The sequence below is a fragment of the Pseudoalteromonas sp. JC3 genome, from assembly GCF_030291895.1.
Lineage (GTDB): Bacteria > Pseudomonadota > Gammaproteobacteria > Enterobacterales > Alteromonadaceae > Pseudoalteromonas.
Map to the genome: position 1 here is coordinate 887,946 of NZ_CP127855.1, position 24,745 is coordinate 912,690.

At 47.9% G+C, this 24,745-nt stretch carries 6 protein-coding genes; 4 read left to right on the forward strand and 2 right to left on the reverse strand.

Translation table 11 applies throughout. The features are described 5' to 3' along the window. The first annotated feature begins 98 nt into the window (after nucleotides 1-98). Genes QSH61_RS03845 through QSH61_RS03860 form a run of 4 tightly spaced genes read left to right on the forward strand, consistent with a single transcriptional unit; the run spans nucleotide 99 to nucleotide 20,915 of the window. Entirely contained in the window at nucleotides 99-5,555 is a 5,457-nt protein-coding gene (locus tag QSH61_RS03845) for a non-ribosomal peptide synthetase (RefSeq protein ID WP_206471364.1), read from the forward strand. 2 nt (nucleotides 5,556-5,557) lie between these two features. Further along, entirely contained in the window at nucleotides 5,558-10,096 is a 4,539-nt protein-coding gene (locus tag QSH61_RS03850; protein ID WP_206471363.1) for a type I polyketide synthase, read from the forward strand. Between the two features lie 2 nt (nucleotides 10,097-10,098). Then, nucleotides 10,099-13,482 (forward strand): non-ribosomal peptide synthetase, encoded by a 3,384-nt coding sequence (locus QSH61_RS03855; protein WP_206471362.1) that lies wholly within the window; start codon nucleotides 10,099-10,101, stop codon nucleotides 13,480-13,482. Continuing rightward, on the forward strand, nucleotides 13,482-20,915 hold the full coding sequence (locus QSH61_RS03860; RefSeq protein ID WP_206471361.1) for a non-ribosomal peptide synthetase: 7,434 nt from the start codon (nucleotides 13,482-13,484) through the stop codon (nucleotides 20,913-20,915). Before QSH61_RS03855 ends, QSH61_RS03860 begins: the two co-directional genes overlap by 1 nt. A gap of 142 nt (nucleotides 20,916-21,057) precedes the next feature. On the opposite strand, the gene QSH61_RS03865 is transcribed toward QSH61_RS03860, so the two are convergent. Continuing rightward, nucleotides 21,058-23,256 carry a TonB-dependent siderophore receptor gene (locus tag QSH61_RS03865; RefSeq protein WP_206471360.1) on the reverse strand — a complete coding sequence of 733 codons (2,199 nt, stop codon included), beginning with the start codon at nucleotides 23,254-23,256 and terminating at the stop codon, nucleotides 21,058-21,060. Between the two features lie 86 nt (nucleotides 23,257-23,342). Continuing rightward, on the reverse strand, nucleotides 23,343-24,647 hold the full coding sequence (locus QSH61_RS03870) for a lysine N(6)-hydroxylase/L-ornithine N(5)-oxygenase family protein (RefSeq protein ID WP_010607670.1): 1,305 nt from the start codon (nucleotides 24,645-24,647) through the stop codon (nucleotides 23,343-23,345). Between the last annotated feature and the right edge of the window lie 98 nt (nucleotides 24,648-24,745).

Consider the following 24,745-nt stretch of genomic DNA (forward strand, 5'->3'; position numbering starts at 1 on the left):
TTATCACACAGCATTAAACACTTGGTATTAGTCGGTTCGCTTTTTAATCTTGTCTCTAGTCGCGAGCCCATATAGAAAAATTGAGGTAGAGCTGCAATATGCAACACAAGCCATTACAACTAAACCCGTATCTCACGGGCGAGACGCCCCACAGTATGGTTGAGCGTTTACAACACCTTGCCCAGATCCAAGCGGATAAAACCGCGCTGGTGGTCGTTAGTGACAAAGAAGGTGTGCTGGATGAGCGCTCATTTACCTATGGTGAATTAGATATACAGATTAAAAGACTAGCGGCCGAGCTGCAGCTACAGTGTCGTCAAGGTGATCGCGTGCTGTTGATGCTAGATAACAATGAACACTACGTTATCAGCTTCTTCGCGTGCCTTTATGCCGGTCTCATCGCGGTTCCTTTATTTGTTCCCGAATCTTCACGCTCTCAGCATATTCAGCGCGTTGTTGGGATTGCGCTAAATTGTCAAGCAACCGCTATTTTAGCGCATTCTGTAGATCATCAGTTAGTTGAACTAGCCAAACAAGAAATGCACAACAGCGGCCTAAGTGCTGCAAGTTTAATGTTTGTTGACCAGTTAACTCATCAAGAGCATGGCTGTTGGCAAGCGCATACACCACAACCACAAGAGTTGGCATTTTTACAATATACCTCAGGCTCAACGGCAGCACCGAAAGGGGTTATGGTGAGTCACGGTAATTTAATTGCAAATGAAATAGCCATCAGCGAAGGGTGTGGGGTGATAGCAGACGAGGTTGTGGTGTCTTGGTTACCTCTGTACCACGATATGGGATTAATGGCTGGCTTGATTTTGCCTTTATTCAATGGCTCAAAATGTGTCTTGATGTCGCCTCGCTACTTCCTTGAAAAACCGATCCGCTGGCTTGAAGCAATTGCTAGACATCGAGGTACGTCAAGCGGTGGCCCAGATTTTGGTTATCGCTTGTGTGTTGAAAGGATAAGACCAAGCGCAATGGCGAATTTGGATCTGTCTTCTTGGCAAGTTGCCTTTAGCGGCGCAGAGCCTGTAAGGGTCGATACGCTTGATAGCTTTTTTGCACAAGCCACGCCTGCAGGTTTTAATCCTCAAGCCATATACCCTTGTTATGGATTGGCTGAAGCAACTTTATTTGTTACTGGGCCAAAAAGACAATCTGGCCTAGTGGTACAGTCACTTTCTGCCGCCTCGCTTGCACAAGGTATCGCACAACAAGCTGAGCACGGCGTAAAACAGGTAGCCTGTGGCGTACCAGCTTCACATCATAGTATACGGATCACAGACAGCACGACCAAGGCGGCATTGCCGGCAGGACATGTGGGTGAAATTTGGGTATCGGGGCCGAGTATTGCTCAGGGCTATTGGCAAAACCCAGCTGCAACGGCAGACACCTTTGTAGAACATGAGCAAGCGCGCTGGCTTCGCACCGGGGACTTAGGAGTGTGGCAAGATAATCAACTATACATTGTTGGCCGCATCAAGGATTTGATCATTTCTCATGGTCGCAATATCTACCCTCAGGATATTGAAAAAATTATCGAAGCAGAATTTGAGTTCGCCCGGAAAGGTCGGATCGCGGTATTTGCAGCCACGGATAACCATAGCGAAGGCGTTGGCGTGGCCCTAGAAATTGCGCGCAAGGTTCAGCGCCAAGTGAGTCCGCAGTTGTTGGTTAATCGCTTAAAGGAAATCGTTGCAGAATATTGTGATGAGTCCGTCACAGGCGTTTTGATGATGCAACCTGCAAGCTTGCCAAAAACATCCAGTGGCAAATTACAGCGCAGCGCCTGCAAGCAAATGTGGACGCAAGCCGCTGAATTGAGTGTCGCTGCGCCATTGTCAGAAGATAATGCTGATAAGGCTTATGCGATTTATGCACATCATCAGCTGGTGCGTGGTCAAACACTGGCAGATACTTTGGCCCCAGCACCTTTATCAGAACACGAGCAAGCACTGGCCAATATCTGGCAAGCCGTGCTCAATCGTAAGAGTGATTTTAGTCGCGATGCACACTTTCTAGCAGAAGGCGGTAACTCGCTAAAAGCGGTACAGTTAATTCACGCCATTGAGCAACACTGGCAAGTGAAATTTGATCCCACAGAAATATTTCATTGTTTGCGCTTAGGCGAGCAAGCCGATGCTATTTTGGCCGCGTCACAACGCCAACAGTTGGTGGCTAAAGAAGCTTCCAACGTGTCATCAATCAATTCCATTATTGCCAACGAGTATGGAATTGAGCGGGCCGTTCCAATGTCTCATGCGCAAGCGAGACTATGGTTTTTATGGCAACTAGAGCCCCATAGCAGTGCTTACAATATTGGTGCGCGCATCAACCTACACTCAGACATAGACGCTACGCGCTTGCAAAACGCATTAAATACTCTGGTGGCTGAACACCAAGCGCTGCGCACACGCTTTGATACCGATGAACTCGGTACGGCAATCCAAGTGGTTGCGCAAACGGGTCATTGGCCGCTGCAACAATTTGACTTAAGTAATGTTGCAGCGCCGCAGCAAACTTCGGCATTGGCTGAATTGGTTGCCACAGTGAGCCAATACGCATTTGATTTAACTAAAGGGGATGTCGTCAACGCGGCGCTAATTAATCTAGGTGAGCAAGGCTATCAGTTGATCCTAGTGATGCATCACATCGTTTCCGATGGCGTATCGATGCAAATATTACTTGACCAACTTGCACATATTTATTTGGGCACCTTGAGCGCGAGTAAAGTGCGAGAGGGTGCAATCACCTATCAAGATTTTTCTTTGTGGCAGCGCTCGTATCTCACCTCCGATGCAGCGCAAGCACAATTAACGTGGTGGCAAGCACAGCTTGCCTGCGATGAGCAACCTATTTTGCAGTTATGCACGGATTTTCCTCGAGTCAATAAATCGCACTCTCCTGAAAATAATAAGCAACTGTTAGGTGCAAATCACAGTGTCGTCTTACCGGCTCAACTGGTTAAGCAACTTCGTCGCCAAGCGGCCAAACAAAACGCCAGCTTATTTATGGTGATGTTAGCCAGTTTTCATGCATTGCTTTATCGTCATACTGGGCAACATGACATTCGAGTGGGGATACCAGTTGCGAACCGCCATTTGCCTCAACTCCAAGAGTTAGTAGGCTTTTTTGTAAATACCCAAGTGATCCCTGCGAAGTTTTCGGGTCAGGCTTGTTTGCAAGATATTGTGGCGCAAGTCAAAACTGCCGTCTTGGGCGCACAAGCAAATCAAGATGTTCCTTTTGAGTATCTAGTCGAAGCACTAGCGCCGGATCGGAGCGTCGATACACATCCGCTTTTCCAAGTAATGTTTAGCCATACGGAGCATGATACTCGTGCATGGCAGCCGTTGGTCGCAACGGATACTAACTTATCAGCCCGCGCTTGGCAGCCACTAGAAGTGGCGCCGCAATTTGACTTAACGCTTGAAACTTACGAGCTAGAAGAGGATCAAGTAGCGCTAGAGTTTGTTTATCCCAGAGCACTATTTTTGCCGCAAACGATAGCGCGTATGGCTGAGCAATATGTTGCTCTGCTACATGCCCAGCTTGAGTCTGGCGCAACGCCACTTGCGCAGCTATGTGTGCAAACCTCGGCAGAGCAAGCGTGGTTGACTCAGGTTGCCAAAGGGCCTGCGGTTGCAACGGATGACTCTACCATTTATCAATTGTTTGAGCAGCAAGTGAAGCGCACGCCAGATGCGCCCGCGCTTATCTTCAACCAACAAACCGTGAGTTATAACGCATTAAATCAACGAGCCAACCAGCTCGCGCACTATTTAAAAAGTCAAGGTATTGGGCCGGAAGATTGTGTCGGTATGGCGCTTGAGCGCGGTATTGAGATGTATGTCACCCTATTTGCGATTTGGAAAGCGGGAGCCGCCTATGTGCCACTCGATCCGACGTACCCGGAGGACAGGCTTGTTCACATGGTGAAGGATAGCGGGGTTAAGTTGGTGCTGACGAATGCTGCGCTCGTGGCGCATATTCCAAACGCTGAAAACGCCATCCCAGTGCTTGCATACGAGCATATATCACTTGGCGACTTTGCGACGACTAACCCTGCGATTGCATCACATTCCCTGCACTTAGCGTATGTTATTTACACCTCAGGTTCGACAGGGTTGCCCAAAGGGGTTGCCGTTACGCATGGCCCATTGTCCATGCATATTCAAAATATGGTTGACGTATACGGAGTAGATAGCGATCACACGGAGCTGCAGTTCTTTTCGATTAACTTTGATGCCGCAGGTGAGCAGTGGATGACACCACTGATCAAAGGTGGTGCGTTAGTGCTGGCGACTAAGGCGCAGCTCAATGTGGAGGCCGTCAGTGAGTTAATAAACGTGCACAAGGTGACGGCACTGCATTTACCGCCCGCCTATTTACGCCTTTTGACGCCGCATTTGCACGACTGTAAGCAAATTCGCACCTGTATTGTCGGCGGTGAAGAATTTAGCCGCACAGATTATCAAGACGCTCATCGGGCGTTTTCTGCGCCTCGGATTGTCAACGCCTATGGGCCAACTGAAACCATTATTACACCAACGGCATGGATCAGTTTACCGGGTGAGCTACACGAGGTTAGCACTGTACCAATTGGCAAGCCGATAGGTGCGCGTGAGGCCTATATTTTAGACGCCGATCTGAATCCTGTACCACAAGGAGCAAGCGGTGAACTTTACGTGGGTGGTCGTGGTGTTGCTCGTGGTTATTTGGGGCGTCCAGCCCTGACCGCAGAGCGTTTTGTTGCCAACCCATTTAGTAGCGATGGCGAAGTCTTATATCGAACGGGAGACTTGGTTCGTTGGAATCAACGCGATGAACTGGAATATTTAGGGCGCATCGATCATCAAGTCAAAATTCGTGGTTTTCGGATAGAGCTCGGTGAAGTTGAAGCGCAATTAATGGCACTTCCACACATTAAAGAAGCGGTTGTATTGGCCAAAGACGGTGATGGCCAACATGGTCATTCTGGGACACATTTGGTGGCTTATGTTGGCGCTGAGGCGAATGGCCAAGGCGTATTACCTAGCGCGCAAACACTGAAGCAAAGTTTACTGCAAAAACTACCAGACTACATGGTCCCGAGTTGTATCACCGTATTGGCAAACTTGCCTGTGACGGCCAATGGCAAAATTGACCGTCATCACTTACCCGAACCTCAGTGGGGGAGTGGTGAAAGCCATCAAGTACCAACAGGCGGCTTAGCAAATAAAGTCGCTGCGATTTGGGCGGAAGTGCTAGGTCTAGATGCGAAACAAATTGGCCTGCATGACAACTTCTTTGACTTGGGCGGTCACTCCCTATTGTTTGGTCAGATTCAGCAACGTCTTGAAGCCGAATTTAGCTGTAAATTGACCATGTTAGAACTGTTTCATATGACAACCGTAAGTGCCATGGCCACTTACTTTGAACAACGTACACCTGAAGGCGCTGCGAATGCACAGCAAGCAGTTGCCAAAGAAATGAAAAAAGCATCGGCGCGTGGTCAACGCCAGCGCCAAGCCTTCTTGAAAAAAACACGCACAAAAGTGGAAAGCTAAGCATGACTACAGAAACTTATTCAAGCACAGATATTGCCATTGTCGGCCTAGCAGGTCGTTTCCCAGGAGCTGAGAACGTAGATGCCCTGTGGGAAAACCTAAAAAACGGGGTAGAATCAATCAAAACCTTCACAGAGGCAGAATTACGTGAACTTGGGGTGCCGGAAGCGACTATTGCTGACCCCAACTTTGTCCCTCGGTGTGCGTTGTTGCCTGATCAAGACAAGTTTGACGCGTCATTTTTTGGCTATTCACCGCGTGAAGCAGAAGAGCTTGACCCGCAGCAACGTCTCTTTTTAGAAACCGCTTGGCAGGCGCTGGAAAATGCTGGCTACGATGGTGACAAGTGTGACTTTCCAATAGGTGTCTATGGCGGCTGTGGCGTAAACACTTATCTAATCTCTAATTTGATGCAAAGTGGCCGTTTTAGCGATCTTGGTAATATCTCGCAGCTACAAGCGCTGATGAACGGTAATAACAAAGATGCCATGACCATGACACTGGCCTACAAACTAAACCTAAAGGGCCCTGCGGTAACGGTACAAACGGCGTGCTCAACTTCCTTGGCTGCAGTTCACATGGCGACACGCTCATTATTGAATTATGAGTCAGATATGACCTTGGCTGGCGGCTCATGGTTGAACTTTTTGCATCAGGGCGGTTATGTATATCAACCCGGCGCAATTTTGTCTCCAGATGGTCACTGTCGTCCGTTTGACGCAGATTCTCAAGGGACGGTAATTGGTTCTGGCTCTGGTGTCGTGGTACTTAAACGCCTTGAAGATGCAATGGCTGATGGCGATACCATTTATGCCGTGATCAAAGGCTCTGCAATGAATAATGATGGTAATACTAAAGCAGGTTACACCGCACCTAGTGTGGATGGGCAGGCTGAAGTTATCGCCGCAGCACTGGAAATGGCTGATACCCCAGCAGAGAGCATTGGTTATGTTGAAGCGCATGGTACCGGCACGGTGATTGGCGACCCCATTGAAATTGCTGCGCTCACCCGCGCCTACCGAATGGATACTGAGCAAACGCAATATTGTGCCGTAGGTTCAGTCAAATCGAATGTCGGCCACCTAGATGCAGCCGCAGGGGTTACCGGGTTAATAAAGGCCGCGCTGACAGTGAAGCACGGACAAATCCCGCCGAGTTTGCACTACAAGCAAGCTAACCCAGAAATTGACTTTGCCAATAGCCCATTTTATGTCGCGGATAAGCTGACGCCTTGGTCAAATGAAACAGGCCCACGCCGTGCTGGGGTGAGTTCATTCGGCATTGGTGGCACCAATGTGCATGTGGTCCTTGAGGAGCCACCAGTTCAACGTGCGACGCAGTCGCAGCGCAACTGGCAAATCTTGCCGCTGTCAGGCCATACCAAAACTGCACTGGCCAGTCGCCGCGAGCAGTTAGCAACTTGGTTTAAGCAAGCAAGCACTCAGCCTTTGTGGCAAGATAGTGCTTACACTTTGCAAGTCGGTAGGAAAGGCCTAACCCATCGTGCTGTCGTGGTAGCGCAAAATAGTGAGCAAGCGATTGCAGCACTGGCTGACGACACCAGCACATTAAGAGCACAAGGGCAGTTAACGGTTTCGGGTGACAGACCCGTTACCTTTATGTTCCCGGGGCAAGGTTCGCAGCATATCAATATGGCCCGCGCACTGTATGAGTCAGAAAGCGTGTTTAGAGATGCATTTGACCGCTGTCGGGAGGGTCTGATAGCGCATGTTGGGCAAGATATTAAAGACCTTATTTTTGTTGATGAAGCGGACGTTGAGCACGGTGCGGCGCAACTAAAACAAACCTCAGTCACTCAGCCGGTATTATTTGCTGTGGAATATGCATTGGCGCAGCAATGGTTGGCGTGGGGAGTAAAGCCCAGTGCTATGATTGGCCACAGTATCGGCGAATACGTCGCCGCGTGTATTGCGGGGGTGTTTAGTTTAGAGGATGCATTATACCTGGTCGCCAAGCGGGGCGAATTTATTCAGGCGCAAGCACCGGGCTGTATGTTATCGGTGGCGCTCTCAGAAGCCGCTTTAGCTCCTTATCTTGATACCGACAATCTTGAGCATAAAGTTGAGCTGGCAGCGGTGAATAGCCCTGAAAACTGTGTTGTATCGGGCTCAGAGCAAGCGATAGCGGCACTATCAAATAGGCTCACTGAGCAAGGGGTCGTAGTACAGCCTTTACATGTTTCCCATGCGTTCCATTCGTCCTTGGTGAGTGATGCAGGTGATCAACTGGCTAAGTTGATTGCCCAGGTTCAGTGCAATGCCCCAAGCATTCCATTTGTATCGAATGTAACAGGCACTTGGATAACTGACCACCAAGCGACCGACCCTCAATATTGGGCGCAGCATTTAGCACAAGCGGTGCGCTTTAACCAAGGTCTGCGCACTATCGTCAATCTTGACAATCCAGCGTCAGAAAATGGTTTAGAGCAAACCGTGCTACTCGAAGTGGGACCAAGTAATACGCTAAGTCAACTTGCCGGACGGGATGCAGAAGTAAAAGCGCAAACGAGTATTGTCACTTCGCTACCACACCCAAGAAAGGCGCAAGAGACAGAGCAACACTTTGCCTTAGCCTTGGGGCGTTTATGGATTGAGGGCGTAGAGATTGACTGGGATGCCTTGTATGAGCAGACGCCTCATCGCGTCGCCTTACCTGTTTACCCGTTTGAGCGAAAACGTTTTTGGATTGAAGCCGATGCAAATATTGTGGCGCAAAACAACCATAACGCCTTGGCACCAAAGCCGATTGAACAGTGGTGTTACATCCCTTCATATAAGCGCTCGGTTCCTGATTTAACTCAGCCCGTTGAACTGGGTTGTACTTTGCTATTTGAAACACAGCATAAGGCCTGCGACCTGCTCCTTGATAAGCTGCACACGCAGAGCGATAAGCTAATTCGGGTCAAATTAGGGCAAGCATATCAGCAAGGATCGGATAATGAGTTTGTGATCCGCGCGGCACAGTTGAGCGACTATCAGCAACTTATTGCAAGCGTGAATCAAATTCATGGTCCTGTATCGCATATATTCCATTTGTGGAGCTTGCCGACCAGCGAGCCTGCTGATTTAAACCAAACTCAACAACAGGGCATGATGAGCCTAATCGCACTTGCTCAAGCACTTGAATCGCAACAGTTAGGTCAGCCGGTTAATTTGAGCGTAGTGAGCCAAGGGTTGGCCGATGTGTCGGGCAATGATGAGATTTCACCCGCTCAGTCGATGTTATTTGGCCCATGTAAAGTCATCCCGCAGGAGTTCCCACACATTCAATGTCAACTGGTTGATTTTGGTGCACAACTTCACGGTGACTGGATAGATTGGTTGTTGTCAGAGCAGCATGGCGAAGCGGGCGAGGTGGTCGCTTATCGGTCTTATCATCGTTGGCTGATGGGCTTTGAAGCGACGGCCAAACCTAAGCAAAATGAAGCGATTTATCGCCAAGGTGGGGTGTACTTAATTACCGGCGGTTTAGGTGGCGTTGGTTTGGTAATGGCTGAGCATTTGGCGGAGCACTACCAGGCTAAATTAGTCTTGCTTGGTCGCAGCACGCCTTCAGAGGCACAACAGCAAAAGTTAGCACAATTGCAATCCTTTGGTGCGCAGGTACTGGTTAAACAAGCGGATGTGGCGGACTTTGAACAAATGGCAGAGGTTGTCGCACAAGCACATCAGCAGTTTGGGCAGATCAATGGGGTGATCCACGCCGCAGGGAGTGGTGCAACGTCCTTAATTAGTTCGACGGATGCAGCGTTTGTCGAGCAGATGTTTGCTGCCAAAGTTGTGGGAACGCAACATTTGTTGGCTTTATTTAACGAGCAGCCACTGGACTTTATGGTGTTGTGCTCATCGCTTGCCAGCATTGCTGGTGGTTTATCTAAGGCCGCCTACGCTTCAGCGAATGCCTATCTAGATGGCATTGCACAACAATACGCTCAGCGACTGGTGCAAACAGGCGGCTATCCAATACTGGCTGTTAACTGGGACAGTTGGCGAGAAGTCGGCATGGCTGGTGATATGGATATGCCTGACGGAGTCGGTATCGCGCCTCAGCAAGGGGTTGAAGTTATGGCGCGCATACTCAGCGCACCAATATTGCCGCAAGTTGCGGTCTCAACGCTAGACCTTCCTGCACGATTAGAAGCCACCAAAGGTAACCTGTTAGATGCAGAATTGACTATGGCAGATGCGACACCTCGCAGTGGTGGCTATGAGCGTCCTGAGTTATCAACGCCATATGTTGCGCCAGAAGATGATTTACAAGTTGGTATTGCGCAAGTCTGGAGCGCCATGTTGGGGATAGAGCAAATAGGCATTCACGATAATTTGTTTGAGCTGGGCGGTGACTCCTTAATGGGGGTACAAATCATGTCGCAACTAAGCAATAAGTTCGAAGTGACCTTGTCACCAGCTTCCTTTTTTAAAGATCCAACCATTTTGGGGCTTGCTCGAGTAATAGAAGCCATTCTAATACAAGAGCTACAGCAAGAGCTGGCCGAAGAGCTGGCTGAGGGAGCGAAATAAGCATGTCGATCAATGCACTATTGGCAGCGCGCAAAGGTAATATGACACTGGCGCAGAAAAAAGCCATGCTTAAACAGCTCGAGGATAAACAGCCAGTTCAGTCGAGTGCGCCAGTAATTAAAAAACTTGGCAAACTTCAAGCGCCGTTATCGGCGGCGCAGCAAAGGCTGTGGTTTGAGTGGTTGATCAACCCTGAAAATACCGCATACCACCTTGGTGGGGGGATGTGTTTAAGTGGCCATCTAGACAAAGGCGCGCTGCGTGCAAGCTTAGATCACTTATCTGAGCGCCATGCTGGGTTGCGTACTCAGTTTGTTGAAGGGGAAGGCGCCAAACCTGCGCAAGTGGTTTTGCCGACACAGAGCTTACCGCTGGAATCGGTAGAGCAACATGAATTAGTCGCTGAAGTTGCAGCACTGCAAGCACATGATACAGAGCTGAGTCGCGAACAAGCGCAGGAACAGGTTTATAAAGCAAGGTTAGCGCGCTTCGCTGCAACGCCCTTTGATTTACGGACAGGTCCTTTGATGCGAATGCAGTGGTTGCAATTTGCTCCAGAGCAGCATGTACTCTTAGTCGTGATGCACCACATAATTAGTGATGCGTGGTCGAAGAGTTTGATTATTAAAGACTTCGTTGAAATTTATCAAAAAGCGAGTCTCGCTCAACCCATCACCCATGACGCGAACCGGTTAGATTATACTGACTTTGCTCAGTGGCAAAATGATTGGCTTAACAGTGATGCTGAGCAAGTGCAGCAGCAGTGGCAATTTTGGCAGCAACAACTCACAGGTCACTTGCCTGTGGTTGAACTCAGTGTGACAAACTCAGCGAATAGTGTACCTAAGGCAGAACAACTCGTTACTCAGTTACCCGCGCAATTGGCAGCACAAGTCACACAATTTGCGCGTGAACAAGGGGTCTCGCTATTCGTCGTGTTATTGACTGCGTATCAAGCTTTGCTGCATAGATACACAAACGAAGATGAGCTGCTGACGGCGGTTCCGGTGGCAAATCGGAACCAGTTTGCTACCCATAGTGTGGTTGGCTTTTTTGTTAATATACAGCTGATGCGCTTGCCTGTCGCTGGTGAATTAACGCTACAGCAGCTATTGCGCAACTGTGCCAAACAGGCATTAGCAATCCAAGCGCAACAAGACATCCCCATAGACTCACTGATGAAGCGTTTTCAACCTAACTTGCAGGGCGCAACGCCTTATCAAGTGATGTTCAATCACCTCAAAGATAGCAGCAGTGGTTTAGCACAATTGCATGGTGCCTCGTTGACCAATTACTTTAGTTTGACTCAGGGTGTAATGTGCGACCTTGCGCTAGATACAACCGAGCTAAGTGATGGTGGCGTGCAATTACAATGGCGTGTTGATAGTAGTAAACTTTCAGTGGCTTGGATCTCTACATTTGACGAGCAATATCAGTCACTCCTGCGCACCTTTTGCCAAGCTCCAGAGACTCAAATTCGCGATCTTTTACTGAACAGTGCCGAGCGGAAAGCGGCTTTAGCGGCGCTTGAATCCGGTGGTAAAACTTCAGCAAGCTTGCTTAGCGTACCTCAAGCATTTGCGCTTCAGGCACAGAAAACCCCAGACGCGATTGCGTTAAGGTTTGCGGGCGAGTCTGTCACCTATGCTGAATTACAGCAACGGGTAAATCAATTAGCACAGTATTTGGTGGCGCAAAATATCAGCCATGAGTCGAAAGTGGCATTGCTATTTGAGCGCAGCATTGAGATGGTGGTGGCGATGCTGGCTACGCTTCAAGCTGGCGCGGCTTACGTACCAATCGAGCCTCAACTGCCCGAGGCTCGCTTACACTATATTATTGAGCAAAGCGCCTGTGCATGTATCTTGAGTCATGCTCCAGTAAAAGCGCAGCTGGCAGAGAATATCAGCGCTCAAGTAACATGGCTTGAGCACTTAGAGTTAAGCGCTTATCCAACCACAGCACCCAATGTGACAATCCATTTAGATAACTTAGCCTATGTGATTTATACCTCAGGCTCGACGGGCAAGCCCAAAGGGGTTGCATGTGTACATCGTGGCGTCGCAAATCGCTTGGCTTGGGGGCAAACTCGCTATCAGCTTCAAGGCAGTGATAGGGTGTTGCAAAAAACGCCATTTGGTTTTGATGTATCTATTTGGGAGTTCTTCTGGCCATTAACGCAAGGTGCAAGCCTAGTATTAGCAGCGCCAGAACAACACAAAGAACCGTCACAAATTCGGCAACTTATTGAAACAGAAGCGGTGACGGTTTGTCACTTTGTTCCCTCCATGTTGCAAGCATTTATGACGGGGATAAGCAGCTCACGCGAAGCGCTGGGCGGAAAAACCTTATGCCCAAGTTTACGCCAAGTATTTACGAGCGGTGAAATGCTTACCTTGCAAACCCAACAGCAATTTTTTAGCTACTTTGAACAAACGGCACTGCACAATCTTTATGGACCGACAGAAACGGCGATAGAGGTGACAAGCTGGCAGTGTCGCCAGCAAGATGACGTTATTCCAATTGGTAAACCTATCTCTGGCGTACAAGCTTATGTATTGGATGGTGCGCTCAATCAAGTGCCGATAGGGGTGGCAGGAGAGTTATATCTCGCCGGTGAGTGCTTGGCGCGCGGTTACTTATCTAGACCGGATCTCAGTGCCGATCGTTTTGTCGCGAATCCATTTGCCGATAGCAACAGCCAAGGCGCTAGAATGTATCGCACTGGCGACAAGGTAGTTTGGAATGATGAAGGTCAACTTGAGTTTTTAGGCCGCTTAGATCAGCAAGTGAAGATCCGTGGTTTGCGGATTGAATTGGGCGAAATAGAGAGCCAGCTAAGGCAATTAGCCAATGTAGTTGATGCTGCGGTGTTAGTGAAAAGTAGCGTTGGTGGCGAGCAATTAGTGGCATATTTGGTGTTAGCAAATGACGCTGAGTTTGAGCCTGATACGCTTAACTCGCAACTCACTACTCAGTTGCCGCAATATATGCTCCCTAGTGTGTTTGTGCAGCTTGAAAAATTGCCGCTCACCGTGAATGGCAAGCTAGACCGTAAAGCTTTACCTGAGCCATCGTTACAGCAATTTTCAACGTTTGCGGCACCACAAGGTGAAATCGAAAGTGGACTGGCCGAGATATGGCAGCAGGTGCTGCAGCTTGAAAAAGTCGGACGTGACGACAACTTTTTTGCACTTGGCGGACATTCTTTACTTGCGGTGGAAACCCTGAGTCAAATCCAAGCACAATTTGGTGTAGACATTGCGGTGCGTGACGCCTTTGCGAATCCAATACTAAAAGACTTAGCTGCCATTATTTCAGCACAAACAAATCCAGAGCAAGAAGATGCCTTGCTCGACTTAGAAGCATTTATGGAGAACCTATAATGAGCAGTGAGGTCATCCAACGCATTGCTGAGCGCTTTCATCAGTTACCTCAAGATAAACGCCAGCTGGTCTATCAAAAGGTGCAAGCCGATGGGCTGAACATGCGTCAGTTTCCCGTTTTACCTTTTCATCACTCAGCTGAGGCTGCTGAGCTGTCTTATGCACAGCAACGTCAGTGGTTTTTATGGCATTTAGACCCAGACAGTGCAGCGTATCACATCACTGGGGGATTACAGCTTGAAGGTGAGGTAAACCTGAGTGCGTTGACACGTGCTTTTCAGCTATTAATTGCTCGTCACAGTTCGCTTCGCACGCAATTTGTACAAGTTGATGCTGAGGTAAAGCAGCAGGTGCTACCAATCGAGATTGCCAATGATTTTCAGGTAGAGGTAGGAGCGGGTGATAACATTGATGCGGTGCGTCAGCAATGGTTAAACACACCGTTTAATCTCACCCAAGGCAACTTAATCCGCGTGGGGTTACTCACGCTTGCGCCAAACCAATATCAACTGGTAGTGGTAGTGCATCATATTATTGCTGATGGTGGTTCATTACAGATTCTAGTGGGTGAATTTGCTGCGCTGTATAGCCAATTGCTTAGCGCTGAAATTGCACCGGGAGATTTATCGAGCCAGTTGGCCCAGTCAGCGCTACCGGCACTGAATATTGCCTATGGTGATTATGCTAAATGGCAGAAAGACTGGATGACGGCCGGTGAACTTGAGCGTCAGTTAGCGTATTGGCAGCAAAAGCTCGGTGACGAACAACCGGTGTTACAGCTTAAGGTGGATAATGGTTTAGCTCAAAACTCAGAGCATGGCAGCACTCGCGGTGCCTCACACGCTTGGCAATTACCACAGAGCTTAACGCAGCAGCTAGGTACTTTTGCCACCAGCCATCAGGTTTCTCATTACATGGTATTGCTGACGGCATTTCAGGTATTGCTACAGCGCTATACCGGGATGGAGCAGATCCGTATCGGTACGCCAATCGCGAATCGACAACGGGCTGAAGTCGCCAATTTGGTCGGCTTATTCGTCAACACCCAAGTGCAGGATAACCGCTTTGACAGCCGCACTTCATTGCAACAGGTTTTAGCACAGGTAAAGGCTTCCACACTTGGAGCACAAGAATATCAAGATTTACCGTTTGAGCAATTAGTTGAAGCCTTGCAACCTGAGCGAAGTAGCGAGGTGCATCCGTTATTTCAAATATTGTTTAACTATCAGTTTGGTGATTTAAGCCAGTTACAACAGTTGCCAGAGCTCAAAGTGGGTGAATTGCCTGCAACCACAGGAGAAGTGCAGTTTGAGTTGGTGTTAGATGCTCATGAAAACCGAGCAGGCGCTTGCTTGTTGACCTTTACTTACGATCAAAAGGCCATCTCCACTCAACGCATTGTTCGCATGAGTCAGCACTTTGAGCGAGTGCTTGCTGCCTTGCTCACTGAGCCGACTATGGCCCTTGGTGACATTAACTTGCTAGACGATAGTGAAACGCAGCAATGGCAGCGTTGGGGGTTAAATCCACAACTAGAAGACACCACCCCAGTGCAGCAAAAGTTTAGCCGTTTGGCTGACACCCAGCCAGATGCAGTGGCAGCGGTATTTGCAGATTTAACGTTGAGCTATAAACAACTGGATGAACGTTCAAATCAGCTTGCGCAGCACCTTCAAAGCCTAAATATTGGTCGCGAAGATAGAGTCGGTGTAGCGCTACAGCGCAGTATGGATACGGTAGTGACGTTATTAGGCGTGTTAAAAACTGGCGCTGCCTTTGTGCCTATGGATCAAGATTATCCGCCAGAGCGACTGGCTTACATCGCAGAAAATAGTCAACTCACAGCCATTATCACTCACCCTGACGCACAGTCGAAATTAACCGAGGTGCTGAAAGATACGCAGATCACACACCATTTGGCTTCTCTGCCAGTCGTCAACCTAGCACAATTGCCTTGGCAAACGTTGTCAGCCCAACCGCTCGACGTGGCTATTCATCCCGAGCAATTGGCTTATATGATTTATACTTCGGGCTCAACGGGTCGCCCGAAAGGAGCTGCGATCAGCCATCGTGCACTGAGTAACTGCATGGCATGGATGGCAAGACAATACTCTCCACAACCTGAGGAAGCGGTATTGCACAAAGCCGCCTTTGGGTTTGATGTGTCTTGCTGGGAAATTTTCTTCCCTCTGAGTGAAGGGATGTCTGTGGTGGTTGCAAAACCTGGTGACCAACGCGATCCACTCGAACTGAAGCGACTTATCCAACAGCAAAGAGTCGCAATTACCTCGTTTCCTCCGGCTTTATTACAGGCCTTTATCGAGCTACCTGATGTGGCTGAATGCACCTCGCTGCGGCATATCATGTGTGGTGGTGAAGCCGTGCCTGCTGAATTATTCCGTGACACATACAAGGCACTGCCTGATGTTGTGATGAACAACCTATATGGGCCAACAGAAACCACAATTCATGTAACCCACTGGCCTTTTATTAACGACAAGAGAAGCTTGGCACCTATTGGCCAAGGTATTTCACAAACCCATACCTATATTTTAGATGCCAGTTTAAACCCCGTGCCAGAGGGCGTTACTGGAGAGTTATACATAGGAGGCATCCAGCTGGCCAGAGGGTATTTTGCTCGACCAGATTTAACCGCCGAACGCTTTGTTGCAGACAGCGTGTTAGCTAATGGCCAAAGGATGTATCGTACTGGTGATTTGGCGCGCTGGAATCTAAACGGTGAGATTGAATACCTAGGTCGTAGCGATGACCAAGTACAGATCAGAGGGTTTAGAATAGAGCTGGGTGAAATTGCCGAGCAGTTAAGACGCTTACCTCAAGTGCGTGAAGCCAAAGTCTTAGTTAAACACTTGGCTACTGGCGATAAATTGGTCGCTTACGTAACTGGTAGTATTCAAGATGAGCAGCAATTAGCTCAAGCGCTTGGTGAAAATGTCCCGGATTATATGGTGCCCAATGCGTTTGTGGTGTTAGATAAAATGCCACTGACAGCCAATGGTAAAGTCGATAGCAAAGCTTTGCCTGAGCCGCAATGGGCCAAAGCGCAAGAATATAGCGCACCGATAGGTGAGGCTGAAACCATGGCTGCACACCTATGGGCAGATTTACTCGGCCTTGAGCGAGTGGGCAGGGATGACAACTTCTTCTCATTAGGTGGCCACTCACTGCTGGCGATTAAGCTGGTGGAGCGTGCCCGCCAAGCTGGCTGGCAAGCACAAGTGAAAACCCTATTTAGTCAGCCAGTGCTCAAACACTTCGCTGCTGCCCTTACGCCTTACCGCCAAGATACGGCACCAGAAACCGCATGGTCAGGGATTGCGACGGATACCGCTGTTATCACCAGTGAAATGCTGCCATTGGTCAGTCTGGATAATGACCAGATAGCTAAAGTCGTCGAGCAAGTAGATGGGGGCGTACAAAATGTCCAAGACATTTATCCGCTGGCACCGCTGCAGTCGGGAATTTTATTCCACCATACTTTGCAAGAAAAAGGCGACGCTTACATTACGCCTAATCTATTACGTTTTGAAAGCCGCGCGCAGCTAAGTGCATTTGTTGATGCGCTTAACCTGGTTATTGCCCGTCATGATATTCTGCGGACAGCCATTTTTTGGCAGGGCCTGCCTGAGCCTGTGCAAGTCGTGCAGCGTCAGGCCAAAGTGGAAATCAAGTGGTTAGATTATGCCTGTGATGCGCCACTAACTGCTGATGAAGCGGGCTTAACGGCAGCAGCAAGACGCTTAAATGAAGCCGTAGATCCAACCCACTTTAGACTAAACACACTGTGTGCACCTTTAATTGCCGCCATCGCTATTGCCGAAGTGCAAGACGAGACCTGCTGGTTGCAACTGCCGAGTCATCATTTAGTGATGGATCACACCAGCTTAGAAGTACTCGTTGAAGAAGTGCAGATGATTTTAGCGGGTAATGCCGCGCTACTGCCAGAGCCTGTGCCGTTTAGACATTTTGTGGCGCTAGCGCAGCAAAACCCAGAGGCCGAAGCGGAGCAAAATACGTTCTTTAGCGAATTATTAGGGGATATAGAAACGCCAACTGCGCCATTTGGGTTGTTAGATATTAAGGGCACAGGTGAGGACATTCTAACGCACGAAACAGCCGTGCCTGAGGCACTGGCCGCCCAAGTGCGCCACCTTGCCGTAAAGCAAAACACCAGTGCTGCGGCGGTATTCCACCTAGCTTGGGCGATGGTGCTACAAAAGCTGACCGGACTAAATGATCCGGTATTTGGCACGGTGATGTTTGGCCGCTCACAAGGTGGAGAAGGTGCCGACAGGGCTGTTGGCATGTTTATCAATACACTGCCGATCCGTTTTCGATTGCGCCAAGCAGATCTTAAATCAGGATTGCAACAAGCGCAGCAGCTGTTAACTGCGCTTATTAGCCATGAAAGTGCGAGTTTATCCAAAGCTCAATCTTGCAGTAGCGTAGCGAAAGGAACGCCGCTGTTTTCGACGCTGTTGAATTATCGCTATAGCCCAAATGCGCACAAACATGGTGATTCGAAAAAGCTCTATGTTACCGATGATGGCTGGCAAGTATTTGGCGGTGAGGAACGCACCAATTACCCTATTGGAGTTTCTATTGACGATGCTGGCGATGGCTTTAACATCGTAGCGCAAACACTACCGAGTGTTGAACCTGCGCAGTTGTGTGGCTATTTACTGAATGCGTTGACTCAGCTTGTCGCAGAGCCTGCACTAAAACAGCTAGGTGATTGGCAAGCGTTGACTGACAATGCGTGGCAAACTCAGCGCTTGTGGAGCGAAAACACCACCAAAGAGAACACCCAGCAAGCGGTCTACCGCTTATTTGAAGCACAGGTGCAAAAACAGCCTGACGCTATTGCCGTCACATTTAAAAACAATCACGTGCATTACGCTGAGCTTAACCAACAAGCGAATCAGCTCGCGCATTATCTACAATCACAAGGCGTGGGTATAGAGAGCCGAGTCGCTGTGGGCATGTGGCGTAGTGTTGAAACCGTGATAAGTCTGTTGGCAATCATGAAAGTGGGTGCCTCGTACGTACCACTAGATTTAGATTATCCAGCGGAGCGTTTGCAATATATTGTGGCATCGAGTGGCGTACAGTTGCTATTGACTCATGCTGAAGGGGTAGATGCACTGCCGCCATTCCCTGAGCAGATCACGCAGTGTGTATGGCAACAGATAGACTTAGCGCCATACAGCCAAGATAATCTCATTGTTGATGCTCACCCAGAGCAGCTGGCTTATGTGATTTATACCTCAGGCTCGACGGGACGACCTAAAGGCGTGGCTATTAGTCACCGCTCATTGGTTAGCTGTATGCAGTGGATGCAGCGCGAGTATCAACTCACACGGGAAGATGCGGTGTTACATAAGGCACCATTTGGCTTTGATGTGTCTTGTTGGGAGCTATTTTTCCCACTGAGTCAAGGCGGCCGCATTGTAGTATCTGAACCCGGAGATCATAAAGATCCAGACAAATTAATTGCACTTATCAAGGCGCAACAAGTTACAACAGCAAGTTTTGTACCGACGATGCTACAAGCCTTTATTGAGCAAACTAACCCCAATGAAGAGAACTATTTACGTAACATTATGGTAGGAGGAGAGGCTGCGCCACCGGAACTTCGTCAACGTATGTTCGCCGCACTACCAAATGCTAAGGTGCATAATTTATATGGACCAACAGAAACCACAATTCATGTGACCAACTGGGAGTTTACGCAAGCACCACGAACCACAATTCCAATCGGTCGTGCTATCTCAAACACCAGTTGTTATGTACTCGATGAGTACTTGACGCCGGTTCCTCAAGGAGTAGTAGGTGAGCTCTATTTAGGTGGAGTAGGGTTGAGCCGAGGTTATCTTAACCGCCCTGACTTAACCGCAGAGCGATTTGTTGCCGATCCGATATCTGCATCAGGTGGTCGTCTTTACCGTACCGGTGATTTGGTGCGTTGGAATAAAGAAGGACTGATTGAATACATGGGCCGACTTGATCACCAAGTTAAGATCCGAGGCCTACGTATTGAACTTGAAGAAATTGAAGCTCAGCTTGCAAGTATTAGCGGTATTCAAAAAGCCGTTGTATTAGCAAAGCCTTCGCCGTCAGGCGAGCGTTTAGTTGGCTATGTGCAGTCTCAACAAGTACAGTCAAGTGATGAGCTAAAAAGCATCTTAGCCAAAGTTTTACCCGACTATATGGTGCCAAACAGCATTTTGAGTCTTGAGCGCTTGCCACTTAGCCCGAATGGTAAAATTGACCGCGACGCATTACCGGAACCGGTTTGGCAAGATAGCGGAGAATTTGTTGCGCCAATAAACGATATGGAGCAAAGTGTGGCGCAAGTCTGGTCTGAGGTTTTAGGAATCAATAATATCAGTCGTTTTGCTAATTTCTTTACGCTTGGCGGCGATTCTATCGCATGTCTAAAGGTGGTGTCATTGATGCGCCAACGTGGTTTTGAAATGGCGGTAAAACACATGTTTGAAACCGCAGATCTGAGTCAGTTAGCCTTGCAGTTGACTGAGTTGCAAGGTGCTACCGGCTCTGAAAATACACTTTGTAGCGAGCCTATTATCGCACTGAATCAAAAATCAGCCGCTGCAAGTGCGCTATTTTGCTTACATGATGGTTTTGGTAAAGTGTTGGACTACACCACTTTGGCAAGGCATCTCGATGGCAAGCGTACGGTGTACGGGCTGACTTATCAGCCTGGTTCTTTAACTGGACAAGCTGCTGATTTATCTGCGCTGGTGGCATCGCATCTGAGCGAAATTCGCAAAGTGCAAGTTCGCGGACCTTACCGTTTATGTGGCTGGTCTTTAGGTGGCGTATTGGCGCACGCTATTGCCGCTGAGTTAGAACAACAAGGTGAGCAAGTAGAGCAGCTGCTTTTACTTGACCCTTACTCGCCACCTAATGCGAGTGCACAGCGCTCAACACTGGCAGAGCAAATAGGCCCAATGATGCAGCTACAAACCTTCTTCAGCTTATTACTGAGCGAAGAAAGTGGGTTTGCCTTGATGCAAGACGTTGAAATACAAAGTACGCTGGCTGAATGTTCTGCTCAACAGCAGACATCAAGTGATGACATTCAAAGGTTGATGCTGCAAGTGTTTGAGCACCCAAGAACGGAGTTTATGACGGGTTACGGACAGTTAACGGCTCAAGACTTATACCATTTATATCTGGCCTTCCAACCGCTATTCTTGGCTGCTGTCAATATTGAGACGCTGCCTGTTTACACCGGTAAGGCTGAAATATTTTGGATGAAAGGTCGAGAGCAAGCGCATAAAGCATGGTGGTACGAGTGGTTGAATAGCCAAAGTGTTTCGTCTCACGACTTGGATGTTGGACATTTCGCGGTGGTTAAAGATCGCACTGTATTAGAACGTGTCTAGCGAAGTTTAAAGTTAAAGTATAAAGCGGCTCTAAGTCGCTTTATTTTTATCTTTAGGGTTGTCTTTGGAAGGTTTGTCTTTGGTATAAAAACGGCGCTGAGTAGCGCCGTTTTTGTGAGAGTTAATTTCTAGTTGCTATCACTTACCATTGGTAAGTTGCAGTTAATGCGATATTTCGGCGACTGCCATAGGAGCAGGATGTTTCACCACATGAAGCGATAACCTTTTTGTCAGTTAGGTTACGTACGTTCAGTGCAAAGCGCCATTGTGCCAGATCATAACTTGCCATGGCATCAAACAGGGTGTAACCCTCAACGGTTTTAGGTGCTTTTTCACCAGTACCTTTGTTACTACCCGTGTAACGTGCGCCTAAACCTACAGTGAAGTCGTCAGTAAGTTGATAGTCACTCCAGATATTAAACTGATGCTTTGAAACTGCTTTATCCTGTTTGCCGACTTCGTCAGCAAGTCTTGGATCAAGACCACTCTCAGTGACATCCGCTTTAGGAATATAAGCGTAAGAAGCGGTTAAGTTCATTTTTTCAGTTGGTTGTACAAAGGTATCAAACTCTAAACCGCGTACAACGATGGCACCCGTTTGTTTGTAGCCAGCAGGTTCGGTTGTCCATACCCACTGAGTGAAGTCACTACGTTCAATCTCAAATACCGCTGCACTATAGCTTGAAGTTGAGTCCTTTGGTTGATAGCGCACACCGGTTTCGTATTGTTTACCTGTTTCAGGTGAGAAAGGACGAGCGGTAGCAGGGTCAACATTGGTTGTCGGTGCAAAAGATTCAGAGTAGCTAAAGTAAGGTGCTAAGCCGTTGTCAGCTAAATAAACAACCCCGGCGCGAGCACTAAATTCTCTGTCTGTACGCACTGATGTCGGGTCTACTTGACCTTCTAGCGTCTCATTTTTTAGCTTTGCTTCATCCCAACGACCAGCCAAAGAAATGATGATCTTCTCATTAATTTTGATTTGGTCTTGGATATAAATACCAAATTGCTCTAGCTTGGAAACACCCTTGATATTAGGTTCAGGTTGGATCACACTTGAGCCGTAAGTCGGGTTAAAGATATCAAGATCAGCTAACACACCGCCGTAGCGCGCTCTCACTTCAATCTCTGTATCTTGATAATCGGCACCAATGAGTAATGTATGTTCTACGTTGCCGTGTGAAAACTGACCGATCAAATGCGTGTCGATAGTAGCGCCGCTGACTTTCTCTTTACTTGATAGTGGAGTACGGGCTAAGTAACGGAAGTTTTCAGGGTCACTTGGGTTATCAGCATTTTTTTGCGCCCATTTACCCCAAATGACGCCATAGTCAACGTCAAATTCCGCATAGCGCGCGTGTTGCTTGATTTGCCAGTTGTCATTGAAATGATATTCGCCTTTATAACCTACCACCCACTGCTCTTGGTTGTAGCGGTTGAAATCAGGCTCACCAATCAATGTTGAAAACGGGATTTGGCCGTTAGGGTTCGGCAAAATAGTACCTGTTGTTGGGTAGGCGTGCCAAGCAGCGCCAGACTCAATGTCGTAGTATTGTGAGTAAAAGGTAATTTTCCCTTGGCTACTTGGTTGCCAAGTCATTGACAGTGCTAGGTAGTCGCGATCGTTTTCTAGTGGATCGGTACTCAAATCAGATTTTTTGGTTAAGCCTGTCACGCGATATAAATACTCGCTGTCGTCGTCAATTGGACCTGACATATCAACGGCTAGTTGTTTGAGGCTGTTATTGCCAAGCTTGATCTGCAGCTCATTTTGCGAAAATGGCGTTGGCATTTTACTAACTAGGTTTACTACGCCACCCGGACCATTTTGACCATATAATACCGAAGAGGGGCCTTTAAGAATTTCTATACGCTCCATACCGTAGCTTTCGGTCTGCCATAAACCCCAGTTACCACTGTTACGGATCTGAAGACCATCTTGGTAGAAACCAGGTGCATAAGCATCGAAACCACGAATGTATAACCAATCGTATTGTGGTAAGTCACCCCAAGGTGCGGTATTCACACCTGCGGTATATGATAATGCTTCTGTTACACGCGTTGCGCCAATGGCTTCAATTTTATCTGCGGTGACAACATTGATGGTTTGTGGCACTTCAATTATTGCAACATCGATTTTTGAGCCAGTTGCACTGCGGCGTGCATTGTAACCTTCAACAGGACCTGTTGCCGTTTCTTGGTCGGCATCAGCATTGACGGTAACCGCTTTTAGTTTGCTTGGCGAGTTACCTTCAGCATGCGCAGTTGATACCAGTGTTAAACCTAAAATGGCGGCAGCAATGGGTGATAGGGTTAACAATGGGGTTGAGCGTTGTTGTTTCACAAAGACTCCTTATTATTTTTGAGAAGCAGATTTAATTATTTGGTGATTGAGCAGAGCTTTTCTCAATCACCCGTTTTAGTTCGAGGCTAGTCCACTAGCGCCGTGTTATCAGTAACTTGAGGCGTTGATGTTTGTTTTAGTTGTTTAAGTACCTCGCCAATTTCTTGGCTACGGACTGCCAAAATTGATAATAAAGTATCGCTTAGTCCATGGGAGCTTTCGCATGCGCCTTGCAAGAAAATATTCGGTTTAAAGTCTTCCGTGCTTTGAATGCGGTAGTCGCGTCCCACAGTAAAGTCACCTAAGTATTTTGATAAAGGCGCCAATAGCGTTTTGTGCTGATCTCGTACATAGCCTGTTGCCAACACCACCGCATCGTAGCTACACACTTTAGTGTCGCCAGTTTTGCGGTTTGTGAGGGTTAGATGAATACCGTTTTCGTCCGCGTCAACCGCTGCGACTTCTGTGCTAGAAAGGAAGCGATGGCGATAGTGGCTGCGTACTTTTTGTTCGTAAAATACGCCGTAAATTTGTTCGATAAGGGGTAAGTCAGGACAGGCGTAGTTGGTCTGGCGGTATTCTTTTAAGAAGGCTTCGCGTTCGATATCGGATTTGGAGAAAACCTTATCAGTATATTCTGCATTGAAGATTTCATTTACAAATGGACTGTCGTCCGATGGCTTAATAGAGTTTGCACGAATAACAAAATCGACTTGGTTATCATCTGCGCGGCCGTGTAAATCCATAAATATTTCGGCGGCACTTTGGCCTGCGCCAATGACGGCAATTTTCTTAGCTGTGTTATTTGCTTCAATAGCAACTTTGTAATCATTACTGTGGAATACGCGGGTGTCGCCCGCCAGTTTTCTAAATTGTTTTGGTATATATCCACCACCACCAATACTGACGACTAGGTTATCTGTTTCAACGACTTTTTCACTGCCATCAACACCTCTGGAATGCACTTGTAGCGCAACAACTTGCTCGTTTTCTAAAATCGGTTGGACATCAAATACTGTTTCGCCATAGCTGGTTTGATCTTTAAAATGCGAAGCCGCCCATGCTAAGTAGTCGTTAAACTCATGTCGGCTTGGGAAAAATGTTTGAAGGTTGATAAAGTCTGCTAAGCGATTTTTTTGGTGTAAATAGTTAATAAACGTAAATTCACTTTTAGGATTACGAATAGTGACAAGGTCTTTCAAAAAGGAAATTTGCATGTGCGTGTTTTCGAGCATCATATTTTTATGCCATGAAAACTCCGGCTGACGTTCCATAAACAAGGCATGGTTAGCCCAATCTGTTAGACCTTGCTCGCGAAGTGCGATTGCTAGTGCAATATTAGAAGGTCCGAAGCCAATACCTACTAATGAAAAGCGAGATGTGTTGTTCATACTTAATCCTCACAGTTACGGTTAGCTACTGCTATTGTCCTAGGGCCTGCTGAGCGTCAAGATCGACAGGGCGCTATTAATACCAATTAGTCTTAATA